General features: G+C 63.4%; 15 protein-coding genes. 7 read left to right on the top strand and 8 right to left on the bottom strand.

Annotation, left to right across the window (positions count from 1 at the left end; translation table 11 throughout):
- Positions 1 to 89 precede the first annotated feature (89 nt).
- A complete protein-coding gene (locus WDM24_RS41585; protein WP_338829833.1) occupies positions 90 to 1583 on the top strand; it encodes an NAD-dependent succinate-semialdehyde dehydrogenase in 1494 nt (497 codons plus the stop codon).
- 124 nt (positions 1584 to 1707) lie between these two features.
- Here WDM24_RS41585 and WDM24_RS41580 read toward each other — a convergent pair whose 3' ends face one another.
- On the bottom strand, positions 1708 to 2523 hold the full coding sequence (locus WDM24_RS41580; RefSeq protein ID WP_338829832.1) for a helix-turn-helix transcriptional regulator: 816 nt from the start codon (positions 2521 to 2523) through the stop codon (positions 1708 to 1710).
- Between the two features lie 70 nt (positions 2524 to 2593).
- Here WDM24_RS41580 and WDM24_RS41575 point away from each other — a divergent pair, with 70 nt between their 5' ends.
- Together WDM24_RS41575 and WDM24_RS41570 are read left to right on the top strand one after the other, a co-directional pair.
- Positions 2594 to 3019 carry a cupin domain-containing protein gene (locus tag WDM24_RS41575; protein WP_166299962.1) on the top strand — a complete coding sequence of 142 codons (426 nt, stop codon included), beginning with the start codon at positions 2594 to 2596 and terminating at the stop codon, positions 3017 to 3019.
- Positions 3020 to 3169: 150 nt separating this feature from the next.
- On the top strand, positions 3170 to 4444 hold the full coding sequence (locus WDM24_RS41570) for an MFS transporter (RefSeq protein WP_338829831.1): 1275 nt from the start codon (positions 3170 to 3172) through the stop codon (positions 4442 to 4444).
- A gap of 101 nt (positions 4445 to 4545) precedes the next feature.
- Here WDM24_RS41570 and WDM24_RS41565 read toward each other — a convergent pair whose 3' ends face one another.
- Entirely contained in the window at positions 4546 to 6150 is a 1605-nt protein-coding gene (locus WDM24_RS41565; RefSeq protein ID WP_338829830.1) for a diguanylate cyclase, read from the bottom strand.
- A gap of 206 nt (positions 6151 to 6356) precedes the next feature.
- Positions 6357 to 7250 carry an amino acid ABC transporter substrate-binding protein gene (locus tag WDM24_RS41560; RefSeq protein WP_338829829.1) on the bottom strand — a complete coding sequence of 298 codons (894 nt, stop codon included), beginning with the start codon at positions 7248 to 7250 and terminating at the stop codon, positions 6357 to 6359.
- 206 nt (positions 7251 to 7456) lie between these two features.
- Here WDM24_RS41560 and WDM24_RS41555 point away from each other — a divergent pair, with 206 nt between their 5' ends.
- Both WDM24_RS41555 and WDM24_RS41550 read left to right on the top strand, forming a co-directional pair.
- Entirely contained in the window at positions 7457 to 8080 is a 624-nt protein-coding gene (locus WDM24_RS41555; protein WP_338829828.1) for a GntR family transcriptional regulator, read from the top strand.
- A 67-nt stretch (positions 8081 to 8147) separates the two neighbouring features.
- Complete coding sequence (locus WDM24_RS41550; protein WP_338829827.1) at positions 8148 to 9518, top strand: FAD-dependent oxidoreductase; 1371 nt, start codon at positions 8148 to 8150, stop codon at positions 9516 to 9518.
- Between the two features lie 164 nt (positions 9519 to 9682).
- Here WDM24_RS41550 and WDM24_RS41545 read toward each other — a convergent pair whose 3' ends face one another.
- The 5 genes from WDM24_RS41545 to WDM24_RS41525 form a co-directional block, all read right to left on the bottom strand.
- Positions 9683 to 11047, bottom strand: a complete 1365-nt coding sequence (locus WDM24_RS41545) for a hypothetical protein (RefSeq protein WP_338829826.1) — start codon at positions 11045 to 11047, stop codon at positions 9683 to 9685.
- 15 nt (positions 11048 to 11062) lie between these two features.
- Positions 11063 to 11878 (bottom strand): hypothetical protein, encoded by an 816-nt coding sequence (locus tag WDM24_RS41540; RefSeq protein ID WP_338829825.1) that lies wholly within the window; start codon positions 11876 to 11878, stop codon positions 11063 to 11065.
- 241 nt (positions 11879 to 12119) lie between these two features.
- Complete coding sequence (locus WDM24_RS41535) at positions 12120 to 12914, bottom strand: crotonase/enoyl-CoA hydratase family protein (RefSeq protein ID WP_338829824.1); 795 nt, start codon at positions 12912 to 12914, stop codon at positions 12120 to 12122.
- A 274-nt stretch (positions 12915 to 13188) separates the two neighbouring features.
- Entirely contained in the window at positions 13189 to 14103 is a 915-nt protein-coding gene (locus WDM24_RS41530) for a phosphoribosylaminoimidazolesuccinocarboxamide synthase (protein ID WP_338829823.1), read from the bottom strand.
- A gap of 82 nt (positions 14104 to 14185) precedes the next feature.
- Positions 14186 to 15103 carry a pirin family protein gene (locus WDM24_RS41525; protein ID WP_338829822.1) on the bottom strand — a complete coding sequence of 306 codons (918 nt, stop codon included), beginning with the start codon at positions 15101 to 15103 and terminating at the stop codon, positions 14186 to 14188.
- A 268-nt stretch (positions 15104 to 15371) separates the two neighbouring features.
- Here WDM24_RS41525 and WDM24_RS41520 point away from each other — a divergent pair, with 268 nt between their 5' ends.
- Both WDM24_RS41520 and WDM24_RS41515 read left to right on the top strand, forming a co-directional pair.
- Positions 15372 to 15947: a GNAT family N-acetyltransferase gene (locus tag WDM24_RS41520; RefSeq protein WP_338829821.1), complete on the top strand. Its 576-nt coding sequence runs from the start codon at positions 15372 to 15374 to the stop codon at positions 15945 to 15947.
- Between the two features lie 31 nt (positions 15948 to 15978).
- Positions 15979 to 17037 carry a helix-turn-helix domain-containing protein gene (locus WDM24_RS41515; protein WP_338829820.1) on the top strand — a complete coding sequence of 353 codons (1059 nt, stop codon included), beginning with the start codon at positions 15979 to 15981 and terminating at the stop codon, positions 17035 to 17037.
- Positions 17038 to 17175 lie beyond the last annotated feature (138 nt).

Below are 17175 nucleotides of genomic sequence, written 5' to 3'. Positions count from 1 at the left end.
CGCGTTCCGGCCTATATAGGCCGCGAATACGCCCAAGAGAAAATCCCGGGAAATTCGAGTAAATCCAAGGAAATTCGAGGAGTAACGCCATGACCCCGCCCGTTGCCGCACGCGCCACGCAATCCGCAGCCTCCCTCCAGGACCGCCTGAAAGATCCGTCGCTGCTGCGCGACCGCTGCTACATCGACGGCGCCTGGGTCGGCACGCCAGAATTTGCCGTCAACAATCCGGCAACCGGCGTCGAACTGATCAAGATCCCGCAGCTCAGCGCCGATGACGCGACCCGCGCCGTCGAGGCCGCCGAGCGCGCATTCCCGGCCTGGGCCAAGCTGACCGCCAAGCAGCGCTCCAACATTTTGCGCAAATGGTTCGACCTGATCATCGCCAACCGCGAGGACCTCGCGCTGATCCTGACCTCCGAGCAGGGCAAGCCGCTGGCGGAAGCGCTCGGCGAAGTCGATATCGGCGCCGCCTATGTCGAATTCTTCGCGGAGGAAGCCCGCCGCGTCTATGGCGAGACCATTCCGACCCAGCGTCCCGATGCCCGTTTGCTGGCGATCCGGCAGCCGATCGGCGTCTGCGGCGCCATCACGCCGTGGAATTTCCCGAACTCGATGATCACGCGGAAAGTCTCGCCGGCGCTGGCCGCGGGCTGCACGGTGGTGCTGAAGCCCGCCAACGAGACGCCGCTGTCGGCGCTCGCGCTCGCTGTGTTGGCCGAGAAGGCCGGCGTGCCCAAGGGTGTGCTCAACATCGTCACCGGTGATGCGCCGCCGATCGGCAAGGTGCTGTGCGAACATCCGGCGGTGCGCTTCGTCGGCTTCACCGGTTCGACCAACGTCGGCAAGATCCTGTACCGGCAGGCGTCGGTCGGCGTGAAGAAGCTCGGCCTCGAGCTCGGCGGCAACGCGCCCTTCGTGGTGTTCGACGATGCCGATATCGATGCCGCCGTCGAAGGCGCCATCGTCTCGAAGTATCGCAACATGGGTCAGACCTGCGTCTGCGCCAATCGCATCTATGCCCAGGACAAGATCTACGATCAGTTCGTCGCGAAGCTGTCGAAGAAGGTCGCGGAGATGAAGATCGGTGACGGCACCGAGCAAGGCGTAACCCAGGGCCCGCTGATCAACATGAAGGCGATCGAAAAGGTCGAGCGCCATATTGCCGATGCCGTGAAGGGCGGCGCCAAGATCGTGACCGGCGGCAAGCGCTCGTCGCTCGGCCGCAGCTTCTTCGAGCCGACCGTGCTGTCGGATGTGCGGCCCGACGCGCTTGTTGCGCAGGAGGAAACCTTCGGTCCACTCGCACCGGTGATCCGCTTCAAGGAGGAAGCCGATGTGATCGCAATGTGCAACGCCTCGCCGTTCGGCCTCGCTTCCTACTTCTATTCGCGCGACATCGGCCGCGTCTGGCGCGTCGCCGAAGCGCTGGAGTCGGGCATGGTCGGCGTCAACTCCGGCCTGATCACGACCGAGGTCGCGCCGTTCGGCGGCGTCAAGGAAAGCGGCCTCGGCCGCGAAGGCTCGCGCCACGGCATGGATGAATATGTCGAGATCAAATACGTGATGATGGCGGGGGTCTGATCCGCGACATCGCATGCCGAACGAGTCGATCGCGTTGTGACACCAGTCGGCTGGTGTCGCCGTCAGGGGGCGGCTGCCGATTGTGGAGCAGGCTGGAACATTGTTCTGGCCTGCCCTCCAGCTTCTATCGGGTTGGGCCAGAACGAAGCGATCGTGCTTGCCCTGGCGTTATCCCGAACAACTCGCGGAATGCAGCCCCGAAAGCAGGCGCGCTGTTGAAGCCGGCGATTGCAGCGGCCTTTGCAGGATGGACGCCCAACGTCAGCGCGCTCAATGCCTCGGTCAATCGCGCCTGCTGACGCCATTGGCGGAAGCTTAGCCCGGTTTCGGCGCGAAACACTCGAGCGAGGGTTCGACTGGACGCATTGGCGACCTCGCTCCATTCTTCCAGGCTCCTCGCGTCGTGAGGATGCGAACGAAGCGCAGAGATCACGCGGCGCAAGCGCGGATCTCTTGGAAGAGGCAAGCCGAGCGGCAACGGTGTCGCTTTGGCGATCTCGTCAAGCGCGAGCTCCGCGAGATGTTGGCCTCTGCCATCCAGCGACCACTCGACCGGTTCAGCACAGGCAGCCACGATAACTTCGCGGAGCAATCCGGACACCGCGATGACTTTTGATTTCCAGCCTACGCGGGTGGCCGCGTCTTCCCGCAGAAACAGCGCGCGCATCGTGACGGGGCCGTCCATGCTGATGGCATGCTGCGCATTCGCCGGCACAAGCAGCGCTGTCGTCGGCGGCACGACATAGTTGGACTCCGGCGTCTCCACGCGCATGACGCCCGACGTCGCGTAGAGCAATTGCGCGCGTGGATGCGTGTGAAATCCGGTCGCCAGGCCCGAGGGATAATCGCAAGCGAATCCTACGATCGGCCGCGGCGCGGTCTCGAAGGGAAGGATCTCCGCTTGTCGCGTTGGCGACAGGAATTGGCAGTTTATCTGCATCCGAACAGCCTAGGCTAACTGCGGCATCTTTCAAGATGTGCATCGTCGCCAACGTCGCAAGGAAACAACCGTGAGCACAGGCCTTTTTCAAGAGATCGGATATATCACCGCAGACAAGCTGGTTGATGGTCCATTGACCCCGGGTCAGAACCGCAAGAAAGCCCTTGAGGTTGGTGACCTGTGGGTCGGGGAGTGTCACGTGACAGCTCTCGACCAGCCCAGCCAATGGCATCACCACGAACAGTTCGACAGCGTGATGTACATGCTCTCCGGCCGGATCCGTGTCGACTTCGGCGAAAATGGTGCCCGGTCCTTCGAGATGGGCAAGGGCGATTACGCCTACTTTCCGCGCCGCGCGATCCATCGCTGTCAGATCCTCGAAGGAGGAGACGACGTTCGCTACGTATTCGTTCGCCTCGGGAAGGGCGAGACCGTCGTCAACGTTGACGGTCCCGAAGCGTCCGAACGCAAACCGATGCGGGCATTTGGCGCATAGTTTTCGGAAGCCCGAAGCGCTCCGGAAAACACCGGCATTGAAAATTGGGCTGGGTAATCGGCTGCGGCCGATTACCCCCTATTGCAGGGCAGTTGGGCCTGAAAGCCTGCGCACCGCAGGCGGTATGCGGCATATCGGATGGGGACAAGCATGGCAGAAATGACGGCTGAACTACCGCGCGTGCAAGAGCAGGCCGGTAAGACCATCGTTGCCGCATCGCTCGGCAACATGTTCGAGTGCTTTGATCTGATTATCTACGGCACGATGGCTGGGACGATCGCAAAGCTGTTCTTTCCGGCGACCAATGACACCTCGTCGCTTCTGCTCTTTCTGGGTACGTTCGGTGTCACGTTTTTCGTGAGGCCGCTTGGCGCGGTCTATCTCGGTAATCTGGGCGACAAGATCGGTAGAAGGGAGGTGATGAGCCTTTCGCTTCTATTGATGACCGCGGGCATGCTCATCGTCGCTTTGGCGCCAAGCTACGCCTCTGCAGGAGTGCTTGCGCCAATAGCGGTTGTGGCAGGCCGGGTGTTGCAGGGCTTCTCGGCCGGGGGTGAGTTTGGCAGCGCGACTGCGCTCCTCGCCGAACACGATCCCCGTCGAAGAGGTTACGTCGCAAGCTGGCAAACAGCCACGCAAGGTTTTGCGCTCGGGCTGGCATCCGCATTCGGCGCGCTGCTTACGTGGGGTCTTTCACCCGACCAGTTCGAAACCTGGGGTTGGCGTGTGCCTTTCCTGTTCGGCGCCGCGCTTGGCCCGATAGGGATTTACATTCGCCGGGCCGTGATCGAGTCCTCTGAATTCTCTGAGCCGACGGAAGCCAAGCAGCCGGCTCTCGAGATGTTTCGGTCGGAAAAGATGCGGGTTCTGGTCGCGTCCGGGCTGATCGTGCTGGCCACGATCACAATCTGGATGGCGGTCTTCATGCCCACCTATGCAACGAAGCAATTCCAGATGGAGCCGGCGACTGCCTTTGTTGGCACGGTGGTCACCGGCCTCGTGATCTTCCTTCTCTCCCCGGTCATTGGCGCGTTGTCCGACTTTATCGGCCGTACTGCGACCATGACGATCGGAACCGTTGCGGCGCTCGTCTTGGCCTACCCGGCCTTCGCCGTGGTGAAGCAGTCTCCGACGCTCGGCACGTTGGTGACCGTGCAAGGTCTGCTGGGCCTCGTCATTGCGCTCTATTTTGCGCCATTGCCCGCGCTGATGGCCGAGATCTTTCCGGCCAGGATGCGTACGAGCGGTCTTGCGCTCAGCTACAATCTCGGCGTGGCCATCTTTGGCGGATCTACGCCCTTCGTGCTGACGGGCCTCAGTTCGATAAGCGGTGACCCGCTTTCGCCAAGCTACTACGTCATGTTTGGCGCGCTGGTCAGCGGAGCGGCGATCTGGGTTGTCCGAGTTCGCTTCGCGTTGCGGTAAGTCTTTTGAAACAGGCGCGGTAGCATCTGGCAAGCGGCGATTGCCGGGCGACGGAACTTCGACGTGATCGCGGCCCTCGCCGACGATCTCTGGCCGCGATGCTACTCCGCAGCCAGCGGCGTCGGCGACGGCGGTGTCCAGCATACGCAGCAATTCCGCCCCTGCGCCTTCGCCTGATACAGCGCCTGGTCGGCGGCGCTCATCAGGGCGTCCGTGCCGGCCATGCTGAGCGAGGCTTCGGCGATCCCGATGCTCGCCGTGATCTGGAACGGTGCATCACGCACGCGCAGCGTCTGGGAGGCAATGCGCTTGCGGACGCGCTCCGCAACGATCCTGGCGCGCGACAGATTCGTCTCCGGCAGCACGATGGCGAACTCCTCGCCGCCGACCCGGCCGACAATGTCGGATTTCCGCTTGCCGTGCAGGCAGGCGCCAACCATGGCCTTGATCGCCTCGTCGCCGATGGCGTGGCCATAGCGGTCGTTGACGTTCTTGAAGTGATCGATGTCCACCATCAGAACCGACATCGCGCGGTGGTAGCGCTGGAAGCGGCTCCACTCGGCATCCAGCGTGAATAGGAAGTGCCGCCGGTTGAAGAGACCGGTCAGCGGATCGGTGGTCGCGAGCCGCTCGAGCTGCTCCGCATTCCGGATCAGATCGGTGACGTCGTAATAGGTGATCATGCGGCCGCCACCGGCCATGGTGGTGCAATGCGCCCGGAGGCGGCGGCCGTCGGGGGTCTGCAGCTCGCGGACATGATCGCCTGCCTTGACCTCGGCGATCCGTTTGCTCGCAAAGCCCATGAGCTCCTTCGGCGATGCATGCGGATCGACCGCCCGCCGCGCGCGGGTGATCAACGAGGCATAGGTCGGACGTGTCGCCGCCTCCTGTTCGTCGATCTCCCAGAATAGCCGTACTTTTTGATTCATGAATGTCGCCCTGAGCTCGCTGTCGAGCAGCAGCACGCCGTCCTGCACGGCTTCCAGCGCGTCGCGCAGTGCCTTCAGCTCATCCGACTGACGGACGATATCGGTGACCTCCATGTAACTCAGCATCCGGCCGCCGTCGGGCAGCGGCGTGCATTGCATGCGGATGACGTCGCCCTTGCTGCGACGCAGATCGAGCTGAAAACTCTCGTTCCGCGCGACGCGCTCGATGCGCTCGGCGACATAGGCTTCGATCCGGTCTGCCGGAATGTCATAGGCGCCGGTATCGCGCCCGTGGAAGATCAGCTCCGCAAAGGATGGATGCCGGTCGGCGACCGCGTCGGACAACGCCCACATCCGCCGGAACGCCTGGTTGATGAAACGGGCATTCAGCCTCGGGTCGAGCAGAACGATGCCGAGCGGCACCTGATCGAGCGCCGCCCGCAGGGCCAGCATCTGGCGGCGCACGACCTGATCTCCACCATGCTCGCCTGACGCCTTCTCATTCGACGCGGCGGTGTCGGCGACCTGCTGCAGTTCGAAGGTGACCCCGATCTGCTTTTCGGATTGCCAGGTCCGCCTGCAAGCAAGCACCGCGCTTTCGCTGGCGATCGAGAGCTGGAAGTGCTCGGGAATCCCGAGCCCGCTTTCCAGTTCGATGGTCGCGCCATCGTCGGTGATCCGGCGCACCACGCAATCGATCGCGGATTGGCCGAAGTTGAAGATGACCTTGGCGGCGAGCAGCGTGCGGCCGCGGATTTTGAGATTGGGTACGGACATGGCGGCGTTTCCCAATGAAGAGCCGCTATTCGAAACTCACAGACGTTACAATGGCCCGAGGTTTCTTCTTGAGAGTTCGGTTCCTGCCTAACATGCGGTTGACGGGAACCGGCGACTTTGCCGCAACAACGCCGTGCTCGCGCGGCTTGGGATGGGTCATTGCGAGACTGGCCGGGCCCTGTTCGGCCGCCGGATGGAGTGCTCCCTCACACGCCCTTGTCGTTCGGATTGGCGACCGCGTCCTTCAGCGGCGCGGTCATCGGGAAATTCAGGTTCACGTTCTTCGGCGGGATCGGCCGCGTGAACCATTTTGCGTAGAGCTCGTGGAATTCGTTGCTCTTCATCATGGCGACCAGCGTCTTGTCGACCAGCGCCTTGAACTCCGGATCGCCCTTGCGGATGATCAGCCCGTAGGGCTCGGTGCGCAGGCTGTCGTCGATGATGCGCCAGTCCGCCGGGTTGGGGCTGCCCGCGATCAGGCTGGCGAGCAGGATGTCATCCATCACGAAGGCATCGGTGCGCCCGGTGGTCAGCGCGAGGAACGAGGCGGCATGATCCGGCGTCAGGATGTTCTTGGTCTGAAAGTTGTTGGCCTGGGCGCGTGCGCTCAACAGGCCGATCGAGGTCGAGCCTGAGGTCAGCGAGACCGGCCGGCCGGCGAGATCCTCGAAGCTCTTGATCGGCGCGTCCTTCTGCACCACCGCGCGGATGCTCGACACGAAGATCGTGGTGCTGAAGGCCACCACCTTCTGCCGCTCCAGCGTGTTGGTGGCAGGACCGCAGACGATGTCGATGGTGCCGTTCTCGATCAGCGGAATCTGGGTGGAGAGCTGGATCGGCTGCAGCCTGGTCTGCAGCGCGGGCAGCTTGAGCTCGCCCTTCACCGCGTCGACGATCCGCGCGCAGAGGTCCATGGCGAAGCCGACCGGCTTCTGGTTGTCGTCGAGATAGGAGAACGGGACCGAGACGTCGCGGTGCCCGAGCCGGATCTCGCCGGCGTCGCGGATCTTGGCCAGCGTGCCGCCGGGCGATTGGGCCAGTGCCGACGTCGCAATCGAAAGAAAGGTTATACAAATCAACTGCTTGAGAGGCTGGTTCATCGGATGATGCTCGGTGGTCGGCAGAATTGGATATGATAAGATTAGATTTTATACACAGCATTGCATAATCGGCAAAGTGATTTTATACAATCGTTACCTAGTCGGATATCTTCCCCCAGGTCACCCAGCGAGAGAGCAGTCAGATGGAACCTGCAACCGCAACAAGCCCTCGAGCGGCCGGACCCCACGGTTCCGCGCCGGATGCCGTGCGCGAAGCGCTGCGGGCTGCGATCAGCTCGGGCGAGCTCGCGCCCGGATTGCAGCTGCGTCAGGACGAGCTCGCCGCGCGGTTCGGGACCAGCCGCATCCCCGTGCGCGAGGCGTTGCGCCAGCTCGAGGCCGAGGGCTTTGTCACGTTCCTGCCCAACCGCGGCGCGGTCGTCTCCGACCTGTCGATCGACGAGGTGATCGAGCTGCTCGAAATCCGGATCGCGCTCGAATGTCATGCGTTGCGCTTGGCGATCCCCGCCATGGGCGAGATCGATCTCGAGGAAGCGACGAAAATCCTGCGCGCCTACGACGCTGAGCCTGATCCGGCGCAATGGGGCGCCTTCAATTGGAAATTCCACGCCACGCTCTACGCGCCGTGCAATCGCCCGCGGCTGCTCAGCATGATCGAGGCGAATTACGGCCATGTCGGCCGCTTCACGCGGGCGCTGGTGTCGCAAGCGACCGGCAAGGAACGTCCGCAACGCGAGCATTACAAGTTGCTCGAATTCTGCCGCGACGGCGAGGCCAAGAAGGCGGTCCGGCTGCTGCGCGAGCATATCGAGGAAACGCAGAAGACGCTGCGATCGGCACAGCGTCAGGCGTTACGCGATCCGGGCTAGCTCCACCTGATCGCTCGGACAATTTGAATCGTCACAGGCCGCGCTGCGGGCCTTTGGGAGACTACGCGTGAAGACCAATGACGTCGAAATCCTGGTGATCGGTGCGGGCATCGTCGGCATCGCCACGGCCTATTACCTCGCCGTCCAGCACAAGCGCGCGCGTCTGCTGATCGTCGATGAGGGACAGCCGATGGCGCTGACTTCGGCGCAGTCGGGCGAGAATTACCGCAACTGGTGGCCACATCCGACGATGGCCAATTTCACGGACCATTCCACCGACCTGATGGAAGAGATCGCGCGCCGCAGCGACAACCGCATCCACATGACGCGGCGCGGATATCTCCTGGTCACGCGCGAGGAGAGACCTGAGGAATTGCTGCAGCAACTCTACGCCGGCTATGGCGAGCAGGCTGCAAAGCTGATCCGCCTGCATGAGGGCGCAAGCCGCGGCTATCTGCCGCCGCATTCGGCGGACTGGCAGACCGCCCCTGAAGGTGTCGACGTCCTGCTCGGCCGCGATCTGATCGCGGCGCATTACCCGTCCTTCGACAAGGAGGTCGCGACCGCCCTGCACATCCGCCGCGCCGGCGATATCAGCGGGCAGCAGCTCGGCCAGTACATGCTGGAGACCATGCGACCTCTGGGTGCGCAATTCCAGCAGGCAAAAGTCGTCGGGATTGCGAGGACCGATCGCTTTGCCGTCGATGTGCTGGCCGATGGCGCGAGACAGACCATCAAGGCCGACATCATCGTCAATGCGGCTGGCCCATTTGCCGCGCATGTGGCGACGATGCATGGCGAGCAGCTTCCGATCGTCAACGTGCTGCAGCAGAAGATCGCGTTCGCCGACCGCAACCGGGCGGTCGATCGCAAAATGCCGTTTGCGATTGATCTCGACGGCCAGACCCTGGCCTGGTCCGATGACGAGCGCGAGGCGCTGTCCGCGGCGCCGGAATTTTCGCGCCTGCTGCAGCCAATGCCGGGCAGCATCCATTGCCGGCCTGATGGCGGCGATCATGGCGAGTGGATCAAGCTCGGTTGGGCCTTCAATGCCGAGCAGACCACGGAGCCGGTCCGCGAGCCGGAGCTGAATCCCTATTTCCCCGAGGTGGTGTTGCGCGCCGCGAGCCGGCTGCAGCCACGGCTCGCGCGCTATCTCGGCGCGCTGCCGCGCGACCGCGTGCATTATGGCGGCTACTATCCGATGACGAAGGAGAACTGGCCGCTGATCGGGGCGGCGAAGACATCAGGCGTGTTCCTTGCCACCGCGCTGTCCGGCTACGGCACGATGGGCGCGTGTGCCACTGGCGATCTCTGTGCCCGCGCGGTGGTCGGTGCGCCCGTGCCGGCCTTCGCCCGCAGCCTCTCGCTCGCGCGCTATCAGGACAAGGCGCTGATGGACGAACTCGCGGCAAGCGAAAGCCGCGGATTGCTGTAGTTTAAACCGACCTTCGTAGCCCGGATGCAGCGAAGCGAAATCCGGGGTTCTTGTAACCGCGCACACTCCCGGACGCGCTCAGCTTCATCCGCGCCTGTCGTGTGCGAAGCGATCCACGACGAGCCGACGCACGGGCACTGACGTCTGTCGCGTCGCGCGCGCACTCAATGGCTATCACTGCCGATGAGCGCCCTGATGCGCCTTGCCGGGGGCCCGAACAAGCTGGCCAAGGGCGTTCTCACCCGTTCCGGCAGCCTCAGCCAGAGGTCGCGGGCCTTGCCCGAGATGAGCGGATGCGGCTGTGGCGACCGCAGCTCAATTGGTGCGGTAAGAGGCAGGTGCGGCGTCAGTGCCGACCAGCTCTGTTGTTGCGCATCGATACGCACCAGCGCGAATGTCGGCCGCCGCTCGCGCGGTGGACCAAGCGTGCTGGCTTGCTCGATCGCCTCGTCGATGTCGCTGACAAATCGGTGGTAGCCATACGCGCCGCCTAGAATGACGTCGTGATAGGCGCGATCGACCATTTTTTGCAGGCTGGGTACGTCGGCGAGCCGCTTCAGCACGTCATCCAGATTCCTGTAGTCCTTTCGGAGCGGAATGTAGTGTTCGTCGGGTCGGATCACATTGGAGTAGGAACCTTCGAACAATATCAGCCCGGTCTTCAGTGCAATCGCTTCGAAGAATTTTGGGCTCATTTGGCCCATGCTGACGTTGTTCTCGTGCGGAGCCACGACGCGCGCGTAGATCTCATCGTCGCTGAGGTCGGGATGCGCCCTTGCCGTGGCCTCAACACTGCTGCGAATATCACCCCACGCGTCCATGATATTGGCGCCACTCTCGGTCCCGAGCATGGCTCTCGTATCCGTCATGAAGGCGAACCAGGCGGAGCCGTTAACTCGTTTGTCTTCCTCCCATTCGATGTCGTGAGGGACATTGCGAGCGGCGCATTCAGCCTTCATCCGCTGCGCGATGGTGGATTTTTCGAATCCCAATTGCCCGTACCAGATCGGCAGCTTTCTTCCACGGTAAGCGAGCCAGAGGCGTCGTTCCGCCAGCGGCGTGGCCAACTCGAACGGCAGTTCGTCGGGAACATAGCCCGTCAGGCAGGATCTGAACTTCACGTTCGGGAGTTCGGCGGACGGATAGAACTTTTCGACAAACGGCTTGGGCACGGTCGTGAAGATCGTGTCGACGCCGAGCTTCCTGATCAAGGCGCATGCCTTCCGCGGCATGTCGTATTCGTCCTGGATCAGCAGCACCTTGGGTCCGCTGAACCTGGACACAAGCTCCACGAACGAGGGCGACATCGTTTCGAACGGCATGCGCACCGAGAAATGAATGACAAGCGCATCGAACAATTCGAGTGGAAAGTCGGCCTTGCAATCGAACGTCGCGGCGGCATAGGCCACGTCATGCCTCGAATGGCGCTGGATCGCCATCAGGTGCTGACGGACGAATTCGGTGGCCAGGGCATTCGGGTCGTAGAGAACGAGAATGCTGTGCGATCTGGTGTGGATGACGCTGTGCATCGGCTGGCGGCTGCTTCAACGATCTCCGGAATGCCGGTCTCGCAGGATGGAAATGGCCGGCGTCGGCCAATCGAACGGGTTGCCGTACCGCGTGAGATAGTCCTCGACGGTCGGGAAATAGTACAGGAGATCGGATGGTCGGAATTGCCCCTCCAGCAGTGCCGTAATGAAGACAATTCTCGAAGCGTTGAGTTGTTCCGTCGCGCCGATGATCGCGATCGCATCAGCCGGAACCGGCTTGCCCGATGCGATATCGTCAAAGCTCGCGATGCAGGCGATGCCCAGGGTCGGATCGATTGCCAGATGCGGCGTCTTGCCGGGTTCGCTCAGGAACAGCATCTGATGATTTCCGACGGCGCCTCCGTCCCATCCGACAAAGGAGAGCGGCCTGCGATCTGCTTCGCCGAGGAGAAGACGCGAGAAGTAATAGGTCAGCAGGCCGTAGTTCGAGCAGTCGAGATGCTCCGAGCGCAGCAGCTCACTGTAGTCCTGCGACGAGCATCCTTTGCCGTAGGGCTTGAGATTATGCGCCGCAGTTGAGGCAAACACGTATAAGAGATCCGCGCGGGTCAGCCCCGACCAGGATTGCGGCAAACAGCGCTGCATGTGTTCCAGCGCCGTCGCTGAAACATCCCGCAGAACATCCGGTCGCTCGGACATCGCATCGCCGGTGATTGCGCCGAGGCGAGGCAATTCGACGATCTTGATCTGAGATAGTGCGCGCGTTGTCCGTAGCGAAGATATTTTTTTTGCGAAACGAAGAAACATTTTGAAATTGAAGGCTGGCGAAAATATTTCGCTCCGCCTTCTTACTTCAATAAGCCGCTCCATGACAGTCGCCGCCCCGGGATTGTGTCATCTCAACGATGCAATTCGGCGAGCGGGTTGTCAGGTTAAAAATCGGCAAAGCTTCTCATGGCAGCATGTGATCTTGTCCTACGGCGTGGTCACACTTCCCGCGCGCGCGGCGCAACGTGCTGATCGCTCGGCTGAATCGGCTTCACGCCCGCGGCAGGCGCTGCGGCCTCTGCTGCGTGGAGAGGCCGCCTCGCATCCGTCGGAACAGATGATCTTATTCCTTGCCGAAGGCGCCGTGACGACCGACGCCGGAGGCGAAGCGCGTTGCGCCCGACAGCGTCTCGCCCGAGGCGATCACATCGAGCCCGCCGCGCATCTCGTTCCTGATCGCCTCTTCCTCGTCGAGGTCCCACTGCCGCAGCGCCGACAAGCGGTCGGCGCGCATGCAGTTTTGCGGAAAGCGGGCGATGTCATTGGCAAGCGCGATCGCGTGCGCGCGCGTCTCGCCCTTCGGCACCAATCGGTTGGCGAGGCCCATGCGATGCGCCTCCGCGCCGCCGACCGGGCGTCCGGTGAGGATCAGATCGATCGCCTGCGAATGGCCGATCAGCCGCGGCAGGCGGATGGTGCCGAGATCGATCAGCGGCACGCCGAAGCGGCGGCAGAACACGCCGAAGGTCGCGTCCTCGGCAACCACGCGCATGTCGGCCCACAGCGCGAGCTCCATGCCGCCAGCCACCGCAAAACCCTCGATCGCGGCGATCACGGGTTTCGAAAGCCGCAGCCGGCTCGGTCCCATCGGCGCGATCGTGTTGTGGCCGCCGACCTCGCGCTTCTTGTTTGGGTCGCCTGCCGCCACCGCCTTCAAATCGGCGCCGGCACAAAAATAGCCGCCGGTGCCGGTGAACACCGCGACCGACGCGCTCGCATCGGCGTCGAAGGCAAGAAACGCGTCATACAGTTTGCGCGCGGTGGCGCCGTCGACGGCGTTGCGGTTGTGCGGACGGTTGATGGAAATGATTGTGATCGGGCCATCGCGCTCGACGAGCACGGTATCGGCATCGGACATGGGGCGCTCCCTGGGCTGTTCTTGTTGTGCCCAGAGAGTGACATCAGTGGCGAGGTGCGCGCAATCCCGTGACAGACAGCACAATTCCGTAGGGTGGACGTCGCGGCGCACGCCGTTCTTTCCCCGTCATCCTGAGGTGCGAGCGGAGCGAGCCTCGAAGGATGCTCGGCCTCGCTGGTGGCCGTCGACCCTTCGAGGCTCGCTTTCGCGAGCACCTCAGGGTGACGGTGATAGATCAAAAGTGACGGTGATAGATCGAATATGAGGACGGTAGCTAAACCTTCAGCTCGGTCCCCGTCACGCGGCGATATGCTTCAAGGTATCGCTTGCTGGTCGCGTCCACCACGCTGGCCGGCAGCGGCGGGGCGGGTGCGTCGCCGTTCCAGCGGCCGGCGTGGCGCTCGACGTCGAGATAGTCGCGCAGCGGCTGCTTGTCGAAACTCGGCTGCGGCTGGCCGGGCTTGTAGGCGTCGACCGCCCAGAAGCGCGACGAATCCGGCGTCATCACCTCGTCGATCAGGATGATGCGGCCATCCTTGTCGCGCCCGAACTCGAATTTCGTGTCCGCGATGATGATGCCGCGGGCGCGGCTGGTCTGTTCGCCATAGCCGTAGACGTCGCGCGCCATCTTCTCGAGCGTCGCGGCAACCTCGAGGCCTACGATCTCGCGCACCCGCGCCACCGTGATGTTCTCGTCATGGCCGGCCTCAGCCTTGGTCGCCGGGCTGAAGATCGAAGGCTCAAGCTTCTGGCTCTCGACCAGGCCGGCCGGCAGCTTCTCGCCGGCAAGCGTGCCGTCGGCCGCGTATTCCTTCCACGCCGAGCCGGAGATGTAGCCGCGGATCACGCATTCGACCGGGAACACGGTGGTGCGCTTGCACAGCATCGCGCGCCCCAGGATGTCGGCGCGATGGTTCTTGAGCTCAGGCACCGCGCGGATGATCTCGTCGGCATCGGCGCTGATCATGTGATGCGGCACGGTGCCTTCGAGCTGCCGGAACCACCAGGCGCTGATCTGGGTCAGCACCGCGCCCTTCATCGGAATGGTTTCCGCCATCACGACGTCGAACGCCGAGATGCGGTCGGTGGTGAGCAGCAGCACCCGATCGTCGCCGACGGCATAGATATCGCGCACCTTGCCGCGGCCGATCCGGGGCAGGGGCAAATCGCTTGAGAGCATCGCAGACATCGGCTTGGTCTTTCTAGGTCGCTTGCAAAGACGTGCGCCCGCACGAGGCGTGCGGGCGCCAGAGACTATCACAGGAAATAGCTCACTCCGGCAGCGGAATGAACTCGTGTTCGTGCGGAACCTGCGCGAAACGCCCGGTTTTCCAGTCCTGTTTGGCCTGCTCGATCCGCTCCTTCGAGGAGGAGACGAAATTCCACCAGATGTGGCGCGGCCCTTCCAGGGCGTCGCCGCCCAAGAACATCATGCGGGTCGGCCGCAGCGTCTTCACGGTGATGCGGTCGCCGGGCCGGAAGATCAGCAGCCGCGGTCCCTCATGGCGGTCGCCCGCGATCTCGACCTCGCCGTCGACCAGGTAGATCGCGCGCTCCTCGTGATCGGGGTCGAGCGGCACCGAGGTGCCGGCCTGGGCGGTCACCTCGGTGTAGAACCATGGCGAGACCATGCTGACCGGCGAGGTGATGCCGAAGGCAGAGCCCGCGATGACGCGCGCGGTGAAGTCGCGCTCGGAGATCATCGGCAGGTCGCCCGCGCCATAATGCTGGAACGACGGCGCGATCTCTTCCTTGCCCGCAGGCAGCGCGATCCAGCTTTGCAGCCCGAGCATTTTCTGGCCATCGCGGCGCTGCACGTCGGGGGTGCGCTCGGAATGCGCGATGCCGCGGCCCGCGGTCATCAGGTTCATCGCGCCGGGCTGGATCTCCTGGATGTTGCCCTCGCTGTCGCGATGCATGATGCTGCCGTCGAACAGATAGGTGACGGTGGCAAGCCCGATATGCGGATGCGGCCGCACGTCCATGCCCTTGCCGGCGAGGAATTGCACCGGCCCGAAATGGTCGAAGAAGATGAAGGGCCCGACCATCTGCCGCTTGCCATGCGGCAGCGCGCGGCGCACCGCAAAGCCGTCGCCGAGATCGCGGGTGCGCGGCACGATGATCAGATCCAGCGCGTCGCAGGTCTTGCTATCGCCGAGTTCGGGATCGGTCGAGGGCTGCCAGCTCATGGAAAGTCTCCTTCTCTTTTGCCGCGATCATACTCCAATCGTCGTCCCGGCCAAGCCAACGGGTCGGCGCGAAGCGCCGTCCGATGACAGGCTCCGCGCGAGCCGGGACCCATAACCACGGATGCTTACGTTACGAACGCTGTGGCCCCAGCTCTCCGCACCAACTGATAGCGGTGGGTATGGGTCCCGGCCTTCGCCGGGACGACGACATACTTCTGACGCGTGAGCGCGCGTGATAACAGCGTAAACTTGGAAACTGGAGGAGGCGATGGTTTCTCTGATCAAGCCGGGCGCAAAACTGTTGCAGGTCGATGGTCCCGTGATCGAAACCGCGCGTCTCATCCTGCGGCCGTGGCGCGCGTCCGACATCGCGGACAACACAGCGATGCTGTCCGATCCGGAGACGGCGCGCTTCATCACGCCGGATCACCAGCCGGTCACCTCGGAGCTGAAGGGCTGGCGCAATGCCGCCGTCATCTCGGGCCATTGGGCGCTGCATGGCTTCGGCATGTTCGCGGTCGAGGAGAAATCCTCAAGCCGCTATATCGGCCGGGTCGGCCCATATTATCCGCCGGAATGGCCGGGCTTCGAGGTCGGCTGGGGTATCGCCAAAGCACATCGCGGCAAGGGCTATGCGGTGGAAGCCGCGCGCGCCGCGATCGACTTTGTGTTCGCCAACTTCACCGTCGACCGCATCATCCATTGCATCGATCCGGCCAACGTCGCCTCGCAGGCCGTGGCGCGGTGGCTCGGCGCTGTCAACGAGGGCCCGGGCCAACTTGAGGGCGATGTCGTCGATATCTGGGTGACGACGCGCGATCGTTGGCAGCGCGAGCCATCTTGAAAAAACCAGTCCAACCGACGATTGTTCGGCGATGACATCGGCCGCACTCGAACTCTCCCTGCGCAGCGCCACCGTGGCGCTGCTGCTGGTGCTAACGGCCTTGCTGCTCACTGATTTTCGCAAGGTGCTGTCCGGGCGCCTTGCGGCCGCCTTCGCGCTTGGTTCGGCCGCGCATGCGGTGACCGCGTCGATTGGTGCCGGGCCGCCGGTCTCGGACTGGCATGCGCCACTGATCGCGCTCTCGACCGGCGATATCGTGGTGTTCTGGCTGTTCACGCGCGCGCTGTTTGATGACGCGTTTCAGCTACGCTGGTGGCACGGTCTGATCTGGGCCGCGGTCGTGGCCTACAGCTTCGTCAATTGCATGTGGATCGCACCCGCCGGTCACGCGCGGATCGCGATCATCATGGTCAATTCGCTCACGCTCGTCTTCGTTGCGCTCGCGGTGGCGCAAACCATCGGATCGTGGTCGGCAGATCTGGTCGAGCGCCGCCGCCGTGTCCGCGTCTTCATCGTCGCCGCATCTGCGCTGTACGGCGGCATGAACGCGCTGCTTCAGATCGCCTATGCCGGCAGCCGCGTGACAGTGGAATGGGCCAATTTGCTGAACGCGGCCGTGCTCACCGCCATCGTGGCCGCAATCACCTGGGCGATGATGCGCGTCGACGGCGCCGAGTTGTTCACGGTGCCGGCGGAGGCCGTCGTGCTGACGAAGCCGGCCGCGGTCGAGGAGGCGGCGGACCAGAGGCTGGTCGATGCCCTGATGCGGCTGATGGCGGACGAGCGGGTCTATCGCCACGACAACGTCACGATCGGCACGCTGGCAACCCGGCTGAAGATCCCCGAATATCGTCTCCGGCGGCTGATCAACCAGCGGCTCGGCTACCGCAATTTCAACGTCTTCCTCAACAACCACCGCATCGAGGAAGCCAAGGCCGCGCTCGCCGATCCCTCGCAGGCTGAAGTCCCCGTCATCACCATTGCGATGGACGCCGGATTCCAGTCGCTCGGCCCCTTCAACCGCGCCTTCAAGGCGACCACCGGCGTGACCCCGACGGAGTACCGAAAGGTGAAGGCGGGTGTGGTGTGAGGGTTGCCGCCGGCTCCGCTGCACCCTCTCCCCTTGTGGGAGAGGGTGGCGCCGAAGGCGCCGGGTGAGGGGTCTCTCTCCGCGGATAGAGACCCCTCATCCGGCGTGGACTGCGTCCACGCCACCTTCTCCCACAAG

Origin of the sequence: Bradyrhizobium sp. 27S5, assembly GCF_037217225.1 — a bacterium.
GTDB classification, from domain to species: Bacteria; Pseudomonadota; Alphaproteobacteria; order Rhizobiales; family Xanthobacteraceae; genus Bradyrhizobium; species Bradyrhizobium septentrionale.
Note: the sequence above shows the minus strand (reverse complement) of the source record. Positions and strands in the feature narration are given on the sequence as shown.